Source organism: Halomonas sp. EF61, assembly GCF_040147045.1.
Lineage (GTDB): Bacteria > Pseudomonadota > Gammaproteobacteria > Pseudomonadales > Halomonadaceae > Halomonas > Halomonas litopenaei.
This window is the reverse complement of record NZ_JAMSHM010000002.1, coordinates 938483-955383: the sequence shown is the minus strand read 5'-3', so window position 1 is coordinate 955383 and position 16901 is coordinate 938483. Positions and strand designations below refer to the sequence as shown.

The following is a 16901-nucleotide window of genomic DNA, read 5'->3' as shown; positions in this document are numbered from 1 at the left end:
GTGGGTGACGACAACGCCGGGTCGCAACCACGGGGTAGCTATACGATGAGCATGCTTGAACGGGATCTTCAGGATGTGAATCTCGAAACGGTAGACGAGGCTGACGAGGACGCCGTCGAGGACGTGACGGACGAGGTCGAAGAGGTCGAGGAAGCCGAGGACGAGACTCAGGCGTTCGAGAAGGCGCTGGGTCGCGAGGATCGCTATGCGCGCCAGAGCCTCGACGCCACCCAGATCTACTTGAACGAGATCGGCTTCTCGCCATTGCTGACGCCGGAGGAAGAGGTCTATTTCGGCCGTCTGGCGCGCAAGGGCGACCCCCAGGGGCGGGCTCGGATGATCGAGTCCAACCTGCGCCTGGTGGTGAAGATCGCGCGCCGCTACCTCAATCGCGGCCTGACCCTGCTGGACCTGATCGAAGAGGGCAACCTCGGCCTGATTCGTGCGGTGGAGAAGTTCGATCCGGAGCGCGGCTTTCGCTTCTCGACCTACGCCACCTGGTGGATTCGCCAGACCATCGAGCGGGCGCTGATGAATCAGACCCGCACGATTCGCCTGCCGATCCACGTGGTCAAGGAACTCAACATCTACCTGCGCGCCGCCCGTGAGCTGACCCAGAAGCTCGATCACGAGGCCACCGCCGAAGAGATCGCCGAACATCTGGACAAGCCCGTCGAGACCGTCAAGAAGATGATGGGGCTCAACGAGCGGGTGTCTTCGGTCGACTACCCCATGGGCGGCGAGAGCGACAAGCCGTTGATCGAGACCCTCACCGACGACAACGAGCAGGGGCCCGAGTCGACGCTGGTCGATGGTGACGTCAAGGCCCACGTCAATCACTGGCTGGCCGAGCTTACCGAGAAACAGTGCGAGGTGGTGGTGCGACGCTTTGGCCTTCGTGGCCACGAGGCCGCGACCCTGGAGCAGGTCGGCGAGGAGATCGGCCTGACCCGCGAGCGGGTGCGCCAGATTCAGGTCGAGGCGCTCAAGAAGCTGCGCCGGATGCTCGACAAGCAGGGCCTGTCGCTGGACGCGATCTTCGAGTAGTCCCGTCAGCCTGGCGTGACCAGAGCGCTGTCGGCGGCGGTACCCGGCAAGCAGATGATATCAGCGCATGCTGGGGCGCTTGGATAGAGGCATGGTCCCGACCTTCAAGACTGATCCCGTGAGACGTATCCGTAAGCGCCAGGCCAAGCCTGGCGCTTTTTTAGTGGTTATGTCTGTGGGTCATCATGTTTATGGGGTAACCGACTATGTTGCAAGGAATTTATGGTTCTATATGCCATGAAATGACCATTTCTATCGAGCATAATATGGCGATATCGCTAGCCTCTGCCCACTGACCTCGGAGTCCCCATGTCTCGCCCCCTGATCGCCGATATCGACCTGGATGCCCTGCGCCACAACTACCGGCTTGCCGCGGGCCTGGCCCCAGGCAGCCTCAGCGTCGCGGTGCTCAAGGCGGACGCCTATGGCCATGGCGCCGTCGCCTGCGCCAGGGCCTTGTCCGGCGAGGCGCCGATGTTTGCGGTGGCAGCGATCGAGGAGGCGGTCGCCCTGCGCGAGGCCGGCATCGAGGAGCCCATCGTGCTGCTCGAGGGGATCTTCAGCGCCGATGAGCTGGCCCAGGTGGAGGCGCTTGGTCTGGGCATGGCGATTCACAGCGACTGGCAGCTCGAGGCCGCCCTGGCACGGCGCCCGGCCCGGCCCATCCCGGTGTGGCTGAAGGTGGACTCTGGCATGCATCGGCTGGGCTTCCCGCCCGAGCGGGCCGAAGCGGCCTGGCGGGCGCTCGAGGCGGCCCCCGAGTGTGTCTGTGATCTTCACCTGATGAGCCACTTCGCCACCGCCGACAGTACCGATGCTGGCTACTTTCAACGTCAGCGTGAGTGCATTGTGGCGCTGGCCGAGCGCCTCGACGCGCCCACCTGCCTGGCCAACTCGCCAAGTATTCTTGCCCAGTCCTCGGCCCACGGTGCCATCAACCGTCCGGGAGTGATGCTCTACGGGTCCGACCCACTGGAGGTCGCCAACAGCGCAAGCCAGCAGCTTGCACCGGTGATGAGCCTGCGCAGCGAGATCATCGCCGTGCGCGAGCTTCCCGCGGGGGAGCCGGTGGGCTACGGGGGGCGCTTCGTCACCTCTCGGCCCTCGCGTATCGGGGTGGTGGCCTGTGGCTACGGCGACGGCTATGACCGCCACGCGGTGGACGGCACTCCGGTGCTGGTCGACGGCAAGCGCACCCATGTGGCCGGCAAGGTGTCGATGGACATGATGACGGTGGACCTGAGCGAACTACCCGAGGCAGGCATCGGCAACGAGGTGGTGCTGTGGGGCCGCAGCCGTCACGGTGGCGTACTGTCGGTGGATGAAGTGGCCCGATTCTGCGACACCATCAGCTATACCCTGTTGACCGGGGTGCTGCCACGGGTGCCCAGGCGGTACAATGGCGCCGTTAGCGACTGACGGCCTGGCTCGTCGGTCGTCCTGATCGACCGACGAGGGATCGCATGTCCAAGGACACAACGACCGCGCCACGTTACTGGACCCAGCCACGCTACTGGCCGACCTACCTTGCCATCACCGCCATGCGCGCCAGCGCCTGGTTGCCTTGGCGCTGCAAGCTGGCGCTGGGCCGATTGATCGGACTGGCCGCCTGGCGTTTCGCCGGGCGTCGCCGTCATATCACCGAGACCAATATTCGCCTTTGCTTTCCCGAACTCGACCCGGCGGCCCAGGCCCGCCTGGTCAAGCAGAGCTTTCTGGCCAACGGCATCGGTATCTTCGAGACCGCCACCGGCTGGTGCCGGGATCCCGAACATCTGCGCCACCGGGTCACCTTCAAGGGCCAGGAGCATATGGCGAGGGTCCAGGCCGAAGGCAAGGGCGCGCTGATCATCGGCATCCACTTCTCCACCCTGGATCTCGGCGGCGCCCTGCACTCGCTGTTCTTTCCCGCCGACGTGGTCTATCGCCCCCACGACAATCCGGTGTTCGAGCGTTTCATGACCCGTGCCCGCAACGGCATCTTCGGTACCGCCATCGATCGTCATGACCTGCGTGGCGTGGTGCGACGGATCAAGGCCGGTCACCACGTCTGGTACAGTCCGGACCAGGACTTCGGTCGTGACGCCAGCGTGTTTGCGCCCTTCTTCGGAGTCGAGGCGGCGTCGATCAAGCTGACGGCCAAGATCGCCAAGATGACCGGCGCGCCGGTGATGCCGCTGATCTTTCACCGCAATCCCGACAATCGCACCTACAGCCTCGAATACCTGCCCGCCCTGGACAACTTCCCCAGCGGTGACGAGGTCGCCGACGCTGCCCGTATCAACGCGGTGATCGAGGCCGCGATTCGCCGCCATCCCGAGCAGTATCTGTGGATGCACCGGCGCTTCAAGACCCGCCCCAGGGGCGAGGCCAAGATCTACTGATGGACTGGCCTGGCGGGGCTTGCCGGCTTGGCCGTGGGCGCCCCGTCGGTCCAGGCGTCAACCGATCTGCTCGAGGCGCGCCGCCAGGCGTTCTCGCATGGGGGTCAGGTCGAGGCGGTGCGCGCCTCTTTCCAGTCGTTCCACGATAAAGGCCTGATCCATCGGGTCGCTGGCGCCGTCCGCCAGCGCCTGGCCGACCCGCTGAGCCATCCGCTGAATGCTGGGGAGCTGGTGTTCCCCGGCGAACAGTGACTGGGTCTTGAGCGACTTGAGCAAACCCAGCAGGGTGCTCTGGTCCTCGGCGCCGTAGGACAGGATCGGCACGAACAGGCGGTGCAGCAGGCTGTCGTAGCGTTCCACCGGCCAGGTCACACGGCGCTTGCCGTCACCGTCGACCATGGTGTTGGCCGGCTGCCACTTGAGGTAGCGGCACAGCAGATCGGTCATCCGGTGCAGGCACAGCCTGGCGGTGCCGGGGTCGTTGATCCCCGGTGACAGCGCCTTGATCGCCACCTCCATCATCTGGGTCAGTCCGTGGACGAAGTGCTCATCGATGGATTCACCGTCGAGATAGGTGAGGGTGGAGAGCACCTCGTCGCACCACTCCTCGTTGGGCGTGTCCTCGCACTCCAGGATAGCGATGGGCAGCCCCTCCACCACGTAGTCGCCGAAGCGAAACTGCAGATGCAGCACGCCACCGATGCGCTCGGCAAGCTCCGCCAGTCGCTCGAGGTTGGCGTTCTGCACATAGCCCGCCATGCGCGCATGGATCTCGTGACACTGGGCGCTCGGCGGTGCAGCCGAGGGCAGGTAGCGCCAATGGTCATCGGTTTCCTTGTCGTGCAGACGCTGCATGCTGGCCAGGGTGGTGTCATGGAGCCCGGAGATCACGGCGTCGATCTGGATCGACTGGGAGGCGTTGTGGATGAAATAGACGAACAGCGCCAGGCAGTGCAGCACCATGGCGCAGGCCAGATAGATGGCGAGCGAACGCCAGGCGGCTTCGCCGTCGTCGACCTCCGGCACGATCAATAGAATCAGGATGAACAGGATGGTGCCCAGGTAGTGGCCGAGCACCCACTGATTGGCGCGCTCCGATACCAGCCCGAATACCAGCTTGTGGGAAAAGTTGCCGCCGGCCTGGGACAGCACCGACATCACCATGGAAAAGCTGAACACCATCAGCGAGATCATGCCACCGAGCATCGCCGCCAGCAGTGACTGGGCGCTGCCCGGGGCGGTGAGACTGAGCTTCTGGATCACCTCCGGCAGCGAGGTGTCGCTGATCGGTGGGGCCAGCGCCAGCAGGCCGAGCAGACCGTAGACCAGGGCTGCCAGGGTCGGCAGGTAGGCGATGCTGGTATAAAAGGCGCGAATCAACCGCACCGGATGGAAGGTCAGCGATGACATGGCAGGGACCCTGTCAGGTAGCGGTGGATGGGATAGGTCGATGTCGACGACAAGATGCGTCGCATGTGGCTCTTATCGCTTCAAGCGTGCTGTCATGCAAGTACGCCGGTAAACGCTGGCGGCAGCGGAAAGACTGGAACTGCACAAACGACGACGCCACCGGCGTGGGCCGGTGGCGTCGTTGCAGTGCGCAGTGCTTGTCGTATCAGGCGTCGATACGCTTGTACTTCATCCGATGCGGCGTGTCGTCACCGACGCGCTTCTTGTGGTCGGCTTCGTACTCGGTGTAGTTGCCGGCGAAGAACTCGACGTGGGACTCGCCCTCGAAGGCCAGGATATGGGTCGCGATGCGGTCCAGGAACCAGCGATCGTGGGAGATCACCATGGCGCAGCCGGGGAAGGCCAGCAGAGCCTCTTCCAGCGCACGCAGGGTCTCGATATCCAGGTCGTTGGACGGTTCGTCGAGCAGCAGCACGTTGGCGCCCTGCTTCAGGGTCTGGGCCAGCTGCAGGCGGCCGCGCTCACCACCGGAGAGGTCCCTGAGGAACTTCTGCTGGTCATTGCCCTTGAAGTTGAAACGCCCGACGTAGGCCCGTGAGGAGACCTCGTAGCCGTTGATGTTGAGGATATCCTGTCCATCGGACACCGCTTCCCACACCGTCTGCTTGTCGTCGAGGGCGTCGCGCATCTGCTCGACGTAGGCGATGTCCACCGTCTCGCCGAGCACCACTTCGCCGGCGTCCGGCTTCTCGCTGCCCTGGATCAGCTTGAACAGGGTGGACTTGCCGGCACCGTTGCCGCCGACGATACCGACGATGGCGCCCTGGGGGATGGTGAAGCTCAGGTCTTCGTAGAGCAGCTTGTCGTCGAAGCGCTTGGACACCCCGTGGAATTCGATGACCTTGTCGCCCAGACGCGGACCCGGCGGAATGTAGATCTCGTTGGTCTCGTTGCGCTTCTGGAAGTCGCCGGACTGCATCTCCTCGAAGCGGTTGAGGCGCGCCTTGCTCTTGGCCTGACGGCCCTTGGCGTTGGAGCGAACCCACTCGAGCTCGTGCTTGATCGCCTTCTGACGCGAGGCCTCGGCCTTGGCTTCCTGCTCCAGGCGCTTCTCCTTGGCTTCCAGCCACTGGGAGTAGTTGCCTTCGAAGGGGATGCCCTGGCCGCGGTCGAGCTCGAGGATCCAGCCGGCCACGTTGTCGAGGAAGTAGCGGTCGTGGGTGATGGCCACCACGGTACCGGAATAGTCGTGGAGGAAGCGCTCGAGCCAGGCCACGGACTCGGCGTCCAGGTGGTTGGTCGGCTCGTCCAGCAGCAGCATGTCCGGGTTGGACAGCAGCAGGCGGCACAGCGCCACGCGGCGACGTTCGCCACCGGACAGGTGGCCGACATTGGCCTCCCAGGGCGGTAGCCGCAGTGCCTCGGCGGCGACTTCCAGCTTGCGCTCCAGGTTATGGGCGTCGGCGGCCTCGATCAGGTTCTCGAGCTTGGCCTGTTCGGCGGCCAGCGCGTCGAAGTCGGCGTCCGGTTCGGCGTAGGCCGCATAGACGGCGTCCAGCTTGGCCTGGGCTTCCTTGATCTCGCCCAGTGCCTCCTCGACGGTCTCGCGCACGTTCTTGGTGTCGTCGAGCTCGGGCTCCTGGGGCAGATAGCCCACGTTGAGGCCCGGCATCGGCCGTGCCTCGCCTTCGATCTCGGTGTCCACGCCGGCCATGATCCGCAGAAGGGTGGACTTGCCGGCGCCGTTGAGACCGAGCACGCCGATCTTGGCCCCGGGGAAGAAGGACAGGGAGATGTCCTTGAGGATCTGCTTCTTGGGGGGCACGACCTTGCCCACCCGGTTCATGGTGTAGACGTATTGCGCCATGGGAACTCGCTAGTGTTGGGGAAACGATCACCACCGGCACTGACGGACGCCCTGGGCGTCGACAGCATAGCCAGACGTGGACGATGCCGCGTTTCCACTGGGGTTCGCGGAAAAAAAGCTGGTCACAGATGATAGAGCCGGAGGCGCACAAACGCCAGCCGTGTGGCGAGATCGAGGGGCGCCCCACGCAAGGTGAGGGGATTCGCCAGGCGAGAGCGAATGGCGGGGGCGATGCACCGACCGCCCCGGGAAAGACAGGTGGCGCTGGGTGCTATTCCTCTTCTTCTTCCTCTTCCTCGTCATAGCCCCAGTCGTCATCGATGGCCTGGCGCAGGCGACGTTCCTCGAGCAGGGCTTCCACTCGTCGGCGGGCGCGCAGGGTGTCAGCACGGTTGGAAGGACGACTGCGGGAATAGTCCTCGTCGTTGACCGCCTCCTGATCAGAGAGGTCGAGGTAGGCATCATCGAGAAGGGAATCACGGCTCATGTGAAATCTCCCATGGCCAGAGCGCCGAAGCGCGTCTTGTCACACCATGCTTCCGACGGCGGGAAGCGCCAACAGAATCCGAGGACTCTGTTGGCTATATAAGCGGGAATCGAGAAAAGTGCAAGAGGGAGGCGTGGACTGGCTCAGGCGCTGTCGGCGCCGTCACGCAGGCGATCGATCTCGGCCAGGTTGGCCACACGTTCGCTGACGTCCTTCTGGACGCCGATGAAGTAGACCAGCTCGTCACTTTCGTCCAACACCGGGGTCAGTGACAGCTCGTTGTAGAACAGGGTGCCGTCCTTCCTGTAGTTGCGCAGAACTTCGCGGCAGGGGCGCAACTCCTTCAAGGCCTTGCGCACGACGTCGAGGGCCGGCTGGTCGGTATCGTCGTTCTGCAGGAAGCGGCAGTCGCGGTAGAGGATCTCGTCCGCGCTGTAGCCGGTCAGGCGCTCGAAGCCCTGATTCACGTAGATCAGGATATGCTCGTCGCCTTCCTTCTCGGCCACCACGATCCCGTCTTCCGAGGCGTTGACGATGCGTTCGAGCAGTTCCGGGGCGATCATGTTCGGTCGTGTCATGGGACGTCCTGTTGCGGGCTTGGCGTTACACCCTTGTTGCCTGGTAATCAGGGGCCGGGGATTCAGGGGCCAGGATGTGCACCAAACCGGTAGTCTCTCGTAGACGGTTTGTGCGCAACCTCGGGATGTAATGATGGCTCTAATCGGCAAAATTTGATGCTAAGCATGGCCAGAGGGCGAGATTAAATCAATGGTCGGCTAAGGAAACGCTGCATAAATTGCTGCGCTCGACATCTCGACCGCCGGCGGTACTCAGGGTCCTCATTTAACCCATGTAAACTCGAATCCTTGCGTTCCGGCGGCAACCGACCTGTCATCGCTCGCGACATTTCTTCAGCGCTTCCTGTCGTCTTTGCTGTGGCGGTAGTGTGGAGCGGACGCTGAGGCTGCCCTGGCGTCACTCTACCTCCGGCAGGCGCAGCGCGCTGAGGGCGGCCAGGGCGGCGGTGGCGGCCAGCACCAGCAACAGCGGGCCGGCGCCGAGCCATTGCGCCAGAGCACCGATCACGGCGCCGACGATCAGCATCAGCACGCCAGTGATGGTGTTGGACAGGGCCACATAGAGGGCACGATTGTCGGCGCCGGCCATGTCGACGATGTAGGTCTTGCGACCGAGGCGAATGCCCGAGTGGACGATGACCAGCAGCGCGTAGACCAGGGCGTAGGGCCAGACACTTGCGCTCATCGACTCGGGCAACCAGGCCAGCGATGCCCCCAGCAGGCAGCACAGGGTGGTACCGATGGCACCGTCGCGCATCACCGTTTTGCTGGAGGCATCCGAACGCTTGCCCCAGATGGGGCTGGCGACCATGCCGGCGACCCCGGATACCACGATCAGAAGTCCCAGTCCGCCAAGTTCAGTACCGCCGTTGTCCTGGGCCATCAACGCGACATAGGGCAACGCCAGGGCGCTTGACAGCAGCAGGGCGCGGGTCAGATTGAAGTTACGAAAGGCGGCGTCGTCGCGCATCAGGGCGAGGCCGGTCTTGACCGAATCCCAGGCGTTGGCGCCGCCGTCGGTGGCGCCTTCCGCTTCTTCGATGGCGGCGGCGCACAGCGCATTGAGGGTCCATCCCAGCGCCGCCACGCCAAGCAGCACCGCCAGGGCGAGCTCGCCGGGGCGGTCGTCGAACAGCACCAGCACCGCACCGGCGGCCAGGGTCACGGCGCCCGCCACGCTGCCGCTCCAGCCCATCAGGGTCCCGCGACGTTGCTTGGAGATGGTCTTGCCGAGCACGTCCTTGGTGGCGATGGACGACAGCCCCCGGGCCAGCGACAGGGCGACCAGGGCCAGCAGTACCAGGCCGCCGCCAACACCGCCGGAACCGATCAGGGCAAGAACCGACAGCGCCGCGGCGGCCAGCGCCTGGAGCAATCCACCGACCATCCAGACGCCCTTGCGCCGGGGTTTCAGGCGGATAAAACCGGCCACGAACAGTTGGGGCAGCAGGGCGCCGGCCTCGCGAATCGGCACCAGCAGGCCGACCATCCAGGTCGGCGCGCCGATGGCACCCAGTAGCCAGGGCAGGACCAGACGAGCGCTGGAGAGCTCGTCGGCGAGCTTGTTGCCGAGCGACGCCAGCAGATGCAGGAAGAAGTTGCGCGGCTGCTCATCGCAGGCGCTGTCCGGGATGTCCTTGCACAGGCGACTGTCCTCGTCGCCGGTGAGCCACTCGTAAAGTCGCGTCTGGGTTTCGCCACTGGCCATGGAGGCTGTCCTGACTGTTATGATCGAGGTTTGAGGGAATACGGTGTACACGCTGCCTTGCAGCGCGTCGCCGGTGTTTCCACCTACGTGCTGGAACAGGGAGGCTGAACGTGGCACGCATTCGGATTATCTACTGTACGCAATGTCAGTGGCTCTTGCGTAGTGGCTGGTATGCCCAGGAGCTGCTCTCGACCTTCGGCGAGGATCTCGAGGAGGTGACGCTGGTGCCTTCCCACGGCGGACATTTCGAGATCCGGCTGGATGACGAGACGCTGTGGGAGCGCAAGCGAGATGGCGGCTTTCCCGACGTCAAGACGCTCAAGCAACGGGTCCGCGACGGCATCGCTCCCGAGCGCGATCTGGGCCATCTGGACCGTTGAATGTTGCCGATGGTCATCCTGTGTTGACGGTCTGAACGCGGGCTCGATGGCGTCATCCTGATTGACCGCGTCGCTGATTGGCGTGGCCATGGCCCGCTGCTCCTTGCCCTCATCCTTGTCCTCATCTTTACCCCAGGGAATGTCATGACAACTGATCGACAGGCCATGGCCTTCGGCCTTGGCGCCGTGGCGTTGTGGTCCACGGTGGCCACCGCCTTCAAGCTGGCGCTTGCCCATATGAGCCCGCTGGAGCTGATGTGGCTGGCGGCGCTGGTGTCCTGGGCGCTGATGAGCGTGCTGATGCTGCGGCGCGGACAGCTGCATCAGGCACTTCGTCGCGGCTGGCGCACCGCTGTGTGGGCCGGGCTGATGAACCCGGTGGCCTACTACCTTGTGCTGTTTGCGGCCTATGACCGGTTGCCCGGACAGGAGGCCATGGCGCTCAACTACACCTGGGCGCTGGCCATGGCGCTGCTGGCGGTGCCGATCCTCAAGCAGCGGTTGACGCCGATGGACGTGGTGGCCGGCCTGGTGGCCTACGCCGGGGTCTGGGTCATCGCCACCCGCGGCCAGGTTTTTGACGTGGCCTTCGCCGATCCTCTGGGCGTCGCACTGGCGCTGGTGTCGACGCTGATCTGGGCGTTGTACTGGCTGTTCAATGCCCGCGACCGGCGTCCTCCGCTGGTCGCCCAGTGGCAGAACTTCAGCGTCGGGGTGCCGGTGCTGACGCTGCTGATGGTGCTGGGGCCAGGCTTTCAGTGGCACGGCAGTGCCGCCCTGGGCGCGGGCATCTATGTCGGACTGTTCGAGATGGGCGTCGCTTTTGTGCTATGGCAGGCGGCGATGCAGCGGGTGTCGCGCACCGCCAAGGTCTCCAACCTGATCTTTCTGTCACCGCCGGTGTCGCTGATGCTGCTCTACCTGGTGGTGGGCGAGCCGATACTCCCCTCGACCCTGATCGGACTGGTGCTGATCCTGCTGGGGCTTGGGCTGCAGCAGTGGCAGAAGGCGCCGGCTCACGTCGAGCCATCCTCCTCGTAGGGGCCCGCGGAGCGCCTCAGGAGGCGCTCGCTTGCTCGCTGCGTTCTTTGCTGTCTTTCTGGCTGGAGGGTTGGGTCGACACCGCCTCGGTCCCCGGCGTCTCGGTCTCGTCCAGCAGGGGCGCAAGGCTCGGCCAGACGTTGTCGAGCAGCCTCGACTGGGCCTCGGCGGTGGGGTGGATGCCGTCGTCCTGCATCAGCTCCGGGTCCAGCGCCACGCCTTCGAGCAGGAAGGGTACCAGCGGCACCTCATGGGTGTCGGCCAGTTCACGAAAGACCCCGGTGAAGGCCTGACGGTAGGCGTCGCCGTAATTCGGGGGAATATCGATACCCAGCAGCAGCACCTGGGCGCCGGCGGCCTGGCTCTTTTCGATCATGCCTTCGAGGTTTGCCGACATCTGGCTCGGCGGAAGGCCCCTGAGTCCGTCATTGCCGCCCAGCTCCAGCAGAACGATGTCCGGGTCGTGCTGTCGGAGGAGTTCAGGGAGACGGGTGGCGCCCCCGCCGGTGGTTTCGCCGCTGATGCTGGCATTGACCACCTCGGCGCGGTGCGCCACTCGCTCGGCCAGCAACGCCACCCAGCCGGCGTCCCGTTCGATGCCGTAGGCGGCGCTCAAGCTGTCGCCCACCACCAGCAAGGTCGGCGGGGCTGTGTCAGACTGGGCCCAGACCGACCCCGGCACAAGGGCGGTCAAGACGCAGGCCATCATCAGCGTCTTCAGCATCCGCCTGGCGGGCGTTGCCCGGCGATCCTGCGCTCGTCTTCCTGACGTCGTGGCATCAGCAGCGCCGAAGCGCGAGGCTCCAGAAAAAAACCGCCGTGCCGCCCCAAACGTCCAAGTCCCAGGGAATGCCATCACCATGTCGCTGTCTCCTTCCGAGAATACCGTCCCGACCACCGTGCTGCGCGCGCGAGGCCTGTCCAAGCGGGTCGCCAGCGGAACGCGGGAACTGACCATCCTGCGCGAGCTTGAGCTCGACGTACAGTCCGGCGAGAGCGTCGCCATCCTCGGCCAGAGCGGTGCCGGCAAGTCGACCCTGCTGGCGCTGCTGGCCGGTCTCGATACGCCCAGTGCCGGCGAGCTTGCGATGTTCGGTACATCGCTTGCCGAGCTCGACGAGGACGGTCGCGCGGCGCTGAGAAACACCCGAGTGGGCTTCGTGTTTCAGAACTTCCAGTTGCTGCCGACCCTGACGGCGCTGGAAAACGTGCTGCTGCCGACCGAGCTGTCGACCCTTGCCAACCGTGAGGCCCGTGCCACCGACTGGCTCGGTCGAGTGGGGTTGGGCGAGCGCCTGGATCACCTGCCCAAGCAGCTGTCCGGCGGCGAACAGCAACGGGTGGCGCTGGCGCGGGCCTTTGTCACCGGCCCCGAGCTGGTGTTTGCCGATGAGCCGACCGGCAATCTCGACCCGGACACCGGGGAGCGCATCATTCAGACCCTGTTCGAGCTCAACCGTTCCGAGGGCACCACCCTGGTGCTGGTTACCCACGACCACGCTCTGGCGAGGCGCTGCGATCGGTGTCTGCGCCTGGCCGACGGCCAGCTCACCGAGGTGACATCCAAGCTTCCAGCCGAGGTGCCAGACGCCCAGCGGGAGGCCTCGGCATGAGTGAGCGAAGCGTCACGGCGAAGGGCCAATTGGGACGTCAGCTGGTGATGGCGGCGCGCTCTCTGCGGCGCGATCTTCGTGCGGGTGATGTACGCGCCTTGCTGGTGGCGCTGACCCTGGCGGTGGCCGCCTCGACCATGATGGGGTTCTTTCTCGACCGGCTGGAACGTGGTCTGACCCGTCAGGCCAGTCAGATGATGGGCGGCGATGTGGTGCTGGAGCAGTCCGATCCCTTCGCTCAGGAGATCCGGGAGCGTCTGGAAGGCGCCGGCATGCGCCTGAGCGACCAGGTCGATCTGGTCTCCATGGCCAGTCGCGATGGCGCCTTTCAGCCGGTCAGCATCAAGGCGGTGGATGAAGACTATCCACTCTACGGCGTGTCCCGGGTCGACCAGGGCGCCGGCGTCGAGGAGCTCGCCAGTGGCCCTGAGCCAGGCGAGGTGTGGCTGGCGCCGAGGCTCGAGACGCTGCTGGACATCGAACTCGGCGACAGTCTGACGCTGGGCAGGGGCGAGTTCCAGGTGACCGGCTGGATCGAGCGGGAGGCCGACCAGTCTGCCGGCTTCGGCAGCTTCAACCCGCGGGTGATGATGCACGTCGACGACGTCGAGGCAACCGGCCTGATCCAGCCCGGTTCGCGCATCGAGTTCGAGATCCTTGCCGCCGGCTCGCCCCAGGCGGTGGAGACGCTGTCGCCCTGGCTCGCCCGCCTGCGCGCCGACGGCGTCGAGGTACGTGACGTGCGCGAGGACCGGCCGCGGCTGGGCTCGGCGCTGGAGCGAGCCGAGACCTACCTGAGCCTGGCCGGTCTAGCCGCCGTGCTGCTGGCCGGGGTGGCGGTGGCCATGGCGACGCGGCGCTACGTCGATCGCCATCTGGATACCGCCGCGCTACTGCGCTGCTTCGGCGCGTCCCAGCGGGACCTGGCGCGTATCTTTACCTTCCAGCTGGCCGGTCTGGCGCTGGTGGCCTCGCTGATCGGCGCGCTTCTGGGGCTGGCGGGACAGGCGTTGCTGCTGGCCTTGATGCAGCGTTTTCTGCCGCTGGAGCTGCCGCCTCCCGGAGCCTTGCCGTTGTGGCTCGGCGTGCTGACGGCACTTGCCGTGCTGGCCGGCTTTGCAGGGCCGACCCTGCTGCGCTTGAAGCGGGTTAGCGCACTCAAGGTACTGCGCCGGGAGCTGGACCCCTTGCCCGCCTCCGGCTGGTCACTGCTGCTGGCGGCGGCGCTGGCCTTCGGTGCTCTGCTTTGGCTGTACTCCGGCAGCCTGGGGCTGGCGGCGGGGCTACTGGCCGGCGGCATGGTGGCGCTGGGCGTACTGTGGGGCCTGGCGGGCTTGATTCTCGATGGACTGTTGCGTCTGGCCGCGCGGCTGGAGGGGGGCGATCCCGCAGGTCTGCGTGGGTCGTTGCGTCTGGGCGCTCGGCAGTTGGCGCGCCGTCGCAACGCCAGCCTGGGGCAGATGCTGGCGTTTGCGGTGACCTTCTTCGCCATGACCATGATCGCCCTGGTGCGGGGCGATCTGTTGACCACCTGGCAGGCGCAGTTACCCGAGGACACACCCAATCACTTCGCGATCAATATCCAGCCCGGCGAGCGCGACGACTTCGAGCAGCGGCTCGAGGCCATCGCCGAGGCCAGCAGTGATCTCTACCCCATGGTCCGCGGGCGTATCACCGCGATCAACGGCCAGCCGCCGAGGCAGGCCGTGCCCCCCGAGGCGAGGGGAGAAAACGCCCTGCGCCGGGAGCTCAACCTGACCTGGCGGGCGGACCTGCCGAGCGGTAATCGTCTGGTGGCCGGCGAATGGTTTGCCTCGCGCGCCGAGGTCGGCGGCTGGCTCGACGAGGTGGACGCCCAGCCGTCCTCGGCGCCCGCAGGCGATGACGTCGCCGAGACGGCGCCGATCTCCATGGAACGAGAACTGGCAGAACGTCTGGGGCTGGCGCTGGGGGATCGTTTAAGTTTCACCATCGGCGCCGACACCCTGGTCGGTGAGATCACCAGTCTCCGCGACCTCGATTGGGACAGCTTCAAGCCCAACTTTTACGTGATCTTCCCGCCTGGTGTGCTGGAACGCTACGGCCATAGCTACATCACCGCCTTCTATCTGGAGCAGCAGCAGAAACGCGAACTGGGGAGCCTGGTCCAGGCCTTCCCGGGGGTGACGCTGCTCGACGTGGATGCCCTGCTGGGGCAGGTCCGTGAGGTGCTGGGGCACGTGACCCGGGCGGTGGAAGTGGTGCTGGCCTTCGTGCTGCTGGCCGGGGTCAGTGTGCTCTACGCCGCGTTGATCGCCAGTCAGCCGGTACGTGCCCACGAAAGCGGCTTGTTGCGCGTCTTTGGCGCAGGTTCCCGTCTGCTCGCGCGGGTGCAGTGGGCTGAATTTGCCGTTCTGGGACTGGCCAGCGGCCTGATGGCGGCGCTGCTGGCGGAGGTCGCCACGGCCGCGTTATATCTGCTGTGGCTGGATCTGCCGCCGCGGGTGCATCCCTGGGTCTGGCTGCTGGTCCCGACGCTCGGCGCTGTGGTACTGGGCCTGGTAGGGCATCTGTTGTCCCGTGGCATTCGGCGACAGGCGCCGGCGGCGAGCCTGGGGCTGCTGGGCGAGGCCTGAAAGGCGAATCATCATGAAAGGGCGGAGCGTCTCACGAAACGCGAAGCGCCTCATGCAAAGCGATGCGCCTTATGCAAAGCGAAGCGCCTTATGCAAAGCGATGCGCCTTATGAACAGGGAAGTGCGTCATGAAGGAGCGACGATGACCAGGACCAAGGTGGCAAAGGGAAAGAAGCGGGGCTCAACCAGCAACGCCTCTCGCAAGAACGCCTCCGGCAAGACCATGTCCGCCGAGGAGTGTCAGCGGTTTCGGCTGCTGTCGGCCCAGCTTGAATTGGCCCAGCGAGCGGATCGGGCAGTGGTAGTGCTGGTGGCCGGCCACGCCGCCACCGGCAAGGGCGAGCTGATCAACCTGCTCAACCACTGGCTGGAGAACCGGTTGACCGAGGTGCACGCCCTGGTGCCCGGCGACGAGGAGCGCCGACGACCTTACTGGTGGCGATTCTGGCGGCGTCTTCCGGGGCGTGGCCGGCTCGGGGTGTTCGTCCATGGCTGGGTCGGCGATGCGGTGCTGGCGCGGGCCTCCCGCGCCTTGGGCGAGGGCGCCTACAATGACCGCATCGAACAGATGCGTCAGTTCGAGGCGGAGCTTGCCGCCGACGGGGTTCGCCTGGTCAAGCTGTGGCTGCAGATCGATGCAGACACCCAGCGACAACGACTCGAGGCCTGGGCCGCCGACCCTGCCAGTCGCTGGCAGGTTACCGACGAAAAGTGGCGCCGCCACGCCCAGCATGGCCTGCTCGATGAGCTTGCCCGCGACCTGCGTGCGCGCACCCACTGTCGCCACAGTCCCTGGATCGAGCTCGACGCGAGCCCCGGCAACGACCTGCTGCCCCAGGTGGCCGAAGTCCTCGAGAAGGTCATGGCAAGCCCTGTCCCGGCCCTCGAGCGCCCCGAGACTCCCCCACTGAATGCCATCGCTCCCCCCCGGCTCGACGCCCTCGAGCATGACGACCCGCCCCCCCGACTCAAGAAACGCGACTACAGCGAGCGCCTGGCCGACGCCCAGGCCAGGCTGGCCCAGCTGGCGCGCAGTGCCGCGCGCCAGGGAGTGCCGTTGGTGGTGGTATTCGAGGGCCATGACGCTGCCGGCAAGGGCGGCGGCATCCATCGCCTGACCTCGGCAATGGATGCACGTCAGTACCGTGTGCATCAGATCGCTGCGCCCACCGAGGAGGAGCGCCTGCACCCGTGGCAGTGGCGCTTCTGGCATCGTCTGCCCCGCGATGGCCGGGTGGCGATCTTCGACCGCTCCTGGTATGGCCGGGTGCTGGTGGAACGGGTCGAAGGCCTCGCCGACGAGCGGGACTGGCGACGCGGCTTTGAAGAGATTCGCCAGTTCGAGGCGCGCCTGCTCGAGCACGGCACCGTGCTGGTCAAGCTGTTCCTGGCCATCGACAAGGACGAGCAGCTCGAGCGTTTCGAAGCCAGGGCCGAGACCCCTCACAAGCGGCACAAGCTCACCGACGAGGATTGGCGCAACCGCGAGCGCTGGGACGACTACCAGCAGGCCATCGACGAGATGTTCGCGGAAACACATGCCCCTGGCGGCGAGTGGGTGCTGATCGACGCCAACGACAAGCGTCGGGCGCGCCTGGCGGTGATCGAGGAGGTGAGTCGGCGGTTGTCGGCGCGCCTGCCGCTGGATTGAGTGACCGATGTCCTGTCAACACTGCTGAAGGCCTGTCGACGGGTTCGTTCAGGCGCTACAGTGAAGGCTGACACAACTGCCGTATCGGCAAAGATCGTTGGCGTTTGCCAGGTTCTATTT

Annotated in this window: 14 protein-coding genes; 8 read left to right on the top strand and 6 right to left on the bottom strand. The window is 65.6% G+C overall.

Annotated elements, in window-relative coordinates; genetic code table 11:
• The first annotated feature begins 51 nt into the window (after positions 1–51).
• From rpoS to lpxL, 3 genes are all read left to right on the top strand, one after another.
• Positions 52–1047, top strand: coding sequence for an RNA polymerase sigma factor RpoS (rpoS, locus tag NFI08_RS13060; protein WP_045991069.1), 996 nt, complete (start codon positions 52–54; stop codon positions 1045–1047).
• Between the two features lie 309 nt (positions 1048–1356).
• On the top strand, positions 1357–2466 hold the full coding sequence (gene alr / locus NFI08_RS13055; RefSeq protein WP_349589871.1) for an alanine racemase: 1110 nt from the start codon (positions 1357–1359) through the stop codon (positions 2464–2466).
• A gap of 44 nt (positions 2467–2510) precedes the next feature.
• Entirely contained in the window at positions 2511–3431 is a 921-nt protein-coding gene (gene lpxL, locus NFI08_RS13050) for an LpxL/LpxP family Kdo(2)-lipid IV(A) lauroyl/palmitoleoyl acyltransferase (protein WP_108448144.1), read from the top strand.
• 57 nt (positions 3432–3488) lie between these two features.
• On the opposite strand, the gene NFI08_RS13045 is transcribed toward lpxL, so the two are convergent.
• The 5 genes from NFI08_RS13045 to NFI08_RS13025 form a co-directional block, all read right to left on the bottom strand.
• Positions 3489–4841, bottom strand: a complete 1353-nt coding sequence (locus tag NFI08_RS13045) for a DUF2254 domain-containing protein (protein ID WP_045991038.1) — start codon at positions 4839–4841, stop codon at positions 3489–3491.
• Positions 4842–5046: 205 nt separating this feature from the next.
• Complete coding sequence (ettA, locus tag NFI08_RS13040; protein ID WP_045991039.1) at positions 5047–6708, bottom strand: energy-dependent translational throttle protein EttA; 1662 nt, start codon at positions 6706–6708, stop codon at positions 5047–5049.
• Between the two features lie 271 nt (positions 6709–6979).
• Positions 6980–7195, bottom strand: a complete 216-nt coding sequence (locus NFI08_RS13035; protein ID WP_108131385.1) for a PA3496 family putative envelope integrity protein — start codon at positions 7193–7195, stop codon at positions 6980–6982.
• Positions 7196–7338: 143 nt separating this feature from the next.
• Positions 7339–7773, bottom strand: coding sequence for a PAS sensor domain-containing protein (locus NFI08_RS13030; RefSeq protein WP_045991041.1), 435 nt, complete (start codon positions 7771–7773; stop codon positions 7339–7341).
• 397 nt (positions 7774–8170) lie between these two features.
• Complete coding sequence (locus NFI08_RS13025; RefSeq protein WP_045991042.1) at positions 8171–9481, bottom strand: MFS transporter; 1311 nt, start codon at positions 9479–9481, stop codon at positions 8171–8173.
• A 110-nt stretch (positions 9482–9591) separates the two neighbouring features.
• Between NFI08_RS13025 and NFI08_RS13020 the strand changes: the two genes are divergently transcribed.
• Both NFI08_RS13020 and NFI08_RS13015 read left to right on the top strand, forming a co-directional pair.
• Entirely contained in the window at positions 9592–9861 is a 270-nt protein-coding gene (locus tag NFI08_RS13020; protein ID WP_045991043.1) for an Rdx family protein, read from the top strand.
• Between the two features lie 144 nt (positions 9862–10005).
• Positions 10006–10902 (top strand): DMT family transporter, encoded by an 897-nt coding sequence (locus tag NFI08_RS13015; protein WP_045991044.1) that lies wholly within the window; start codon positions 10006–10008, stop codon positions 10900–10902.
• A gap of 16 nt (positions 10903–10918) precedes the next feature.
• On the opposite strand, the gene NFI08_RS13010 is transcribed toward NFI08_RS13015, so the two are convergent.
• Positions 10919–11626, bottom strand: coding sequence for an arylesterase (locus tag NFI08_RS13010; RefSeq protein WP_083970178.1), 708 nt, complete (start codon positions 11624–11626; stop codon positions 10919–10921).
• Between the two features lie 136 nt (positions 11627–11762).
• Between NFI08_RS13010 and NFI08_RS13005 the strand changes: the two genes are divergently transcribed.
• The 3 genes from NFI08_RS13005 (at position 11763) to NFI08_RS12995 (ending at position 16781) form a co-directional block, all read left to right on the top strand.
• Positions 11763–12515, top strand: a complete 753-nt coding sequence (locus NFI08_RS13005) for an ABC transporter ATP-binding protein (protein WP_045991045.1) — start codon at positions 11763–11765, stop codon at positions 12513–12515.
• Positions 12512–15130: an ABC transporter permease gene (locus tag NFI08_RS13000; protein WP_204248906.1), complete on the top strand. Its 2619-nt coding sequence runs from the start codon at positions 12512–12514 to the stop codon at positions 15128–15130. The genes NFI08_RS13005 and NFI08_RS13000 overlap by 4 nt, the downstream gene beginning before the upstream one ends.
• A 142-nt stretch (positions 15131–15272) precedes the next feature.
• Positions 15273–16781 (top strand): hypothetical protein, encoded by a 1509-nt coding sequence (locus tag NFI08_RS12995; RefSeq protein WP_052704200.1) that lies wholly within the window; start codon positions 15273–15275, stop codon positions 16779–16781.
• Positions 16782–16901: the final 120 nt, after the last annotated feature.